General features: G+C 46.0%; 1 protein-coding gene. It reads left to right on the top strand.

Annotated features, from left to right (window positions below):
* The first annotated feature begins 249 nt into the window (after window positions 1–249).
* Complete coding sequence (locus tag B1748_RS36175; protein WP_087572804.1) at window positions 250–1446, top strand: IS110 family RNA-guided transposase; 1197 nt, start codon at window positions 250–252, stop codon at window positions 1444–1446.
* Window positions 1447–1561 lie beyond the last annotated feature (115 nt).

Raw genomic sequence — 1561 nt, 5'->3', positions numbered from 1 at the left:
GTACTGTCTACTTGACGGGGAGCAGTTCATATTACTGGTTGGCCTATTCTTTATGGTCATTCTATGATGGCGGTAGCCGGGAGAACGTGACAGCCCCTGGGGGACAACCCCGTACACAAAACTGTTCTCCTACTACCACCGACCATCACGATTGAGCTGGTTGAGGCGTTGACCTCGTATCACAAGCGAAGCTGTGGAGTTGGAACCATTGTGGGAATGACCGGCTAATTTTTTTGAAAGGAGAACTGGATGAAACCTGTTATTGGAATTGATGTAGCAAAGGGAAAGTCTGTCGTGCAGTGTTTTTTAAAACGTAACCGACCCGTGGGACGAGCAGAAACCATTTTGCATACGCCTAAAGGATTTGAGCGACTCAAGTCCTTGCTTATTGAATTAGAGCAGCAGAGCGGCTTTAAGCCGCAAATCATTCTTGAGCCTACGGGACATTATCATCGTGTGCTTGTTCAGTATTTACAGCGTGAAGCCTTTGAAGTCATCCTGGTAAATCCTTTGCAGGCGCAGCGAGCTAGAAGAACGGGCTTGCGCAAAGTAAAAACCGATGAATCGGATGCCTGGCACCTCGGAGATCTTTATTATCAAGAGGAAGATTGGCTTGCTCATCCACTCAAAGATAGAGCTTTAACAGATTTACAGTTCTTAACGCGTCAGCACGAGTTCGTGACGAGTCTATATGTGCAGGCCAAGTTAAATACGCGTTCACTAATCGATCAAATGATTCCAGGTTACGAAAATGTCTTTAAGGATCTTTTCTCTAAGACATCCCTAAACTTACTGAAAGCATATCTTTCGCCTGAGGGGATTCAAGAACGATGCGATAACTTGCACGAGGTGATTAAGGAGGCTGCGAGAGCCTCTCGCTCGGACGTATGGATGAACAAAAAAGTCGAGTTGATGCGTGCTGTATGCGAGGCGAATCCCGTTACGGCTATTGGATTTGGTTTAAGACAGTCCCTTCAACTCATGCTTAAGATTCTTGGTGAATTCCAGGAGCAACTCGCAGAGCTAGAGCGGATGATTTATGAGGTTTCCCAAACGATCCCGCAGGTTCAGTTGCTGGAATCTATCCCAGGAGTAGGCACCAAGCTGGCTACTGTTATGGTGGCAGAAATTGGGGATGCATCGCAGTTTAGTCATCCTAAACAAGTGGTGGCCATGGCTGGACTTGACCCCAGCGTGTTTAGTTCGGGGAAATTCACTGCCAGTGAGAACAAAATCACGAAACGCGGCTCTAAACGCTTGCGAAGAGCTGCTTATCTAGCGGTCATATGTGGATTAAGGAAAGGACTAAATCCACGTTTAAGGGCGTATTACGACAAGAAAAAAAGCGAGGGTAAGCCCCATAAAGTAGCCGTGATCGCTTGCGCCAACAAGGTATTACATCACGTCTACGCTATGCTCAAAAAAGGGCAACCCTACGCTCTTTAAAGTAGTCGTTCCATAAACTTCCATCCGATGGAGGTTTATTTGTTATGGTTCAAAAGCAGTATAACAGAAATCTACGACTTTCAAAACGGTCTTGACAAGGTATTAGCTGGTTTTA

This window comes from Paenibacillus sp. MY03 (assembly GCF_002165585.1).
GTDB lineage: Bacteria > Bacillota > Bacilli > Paenibacillales > Paenibacillaceae > Pristimantibacillus > Pristimantibacillus agaridevorans.
The sequence above is the reverse complement of the archived record's forward strand: the minus strand, read 5'-3'. Positions and strand labels throughout refer to the sequence as shown.

Excerpts from the sequence above, each read along its gene's own strand:
- B1748_RS36175 (WP_087572804.1), top strand. The coding sequence starts at position 250 with ATGAAACCTGTTATTGGAATTGATGTAGCAAAGGGAAAGTCTGTCGTG.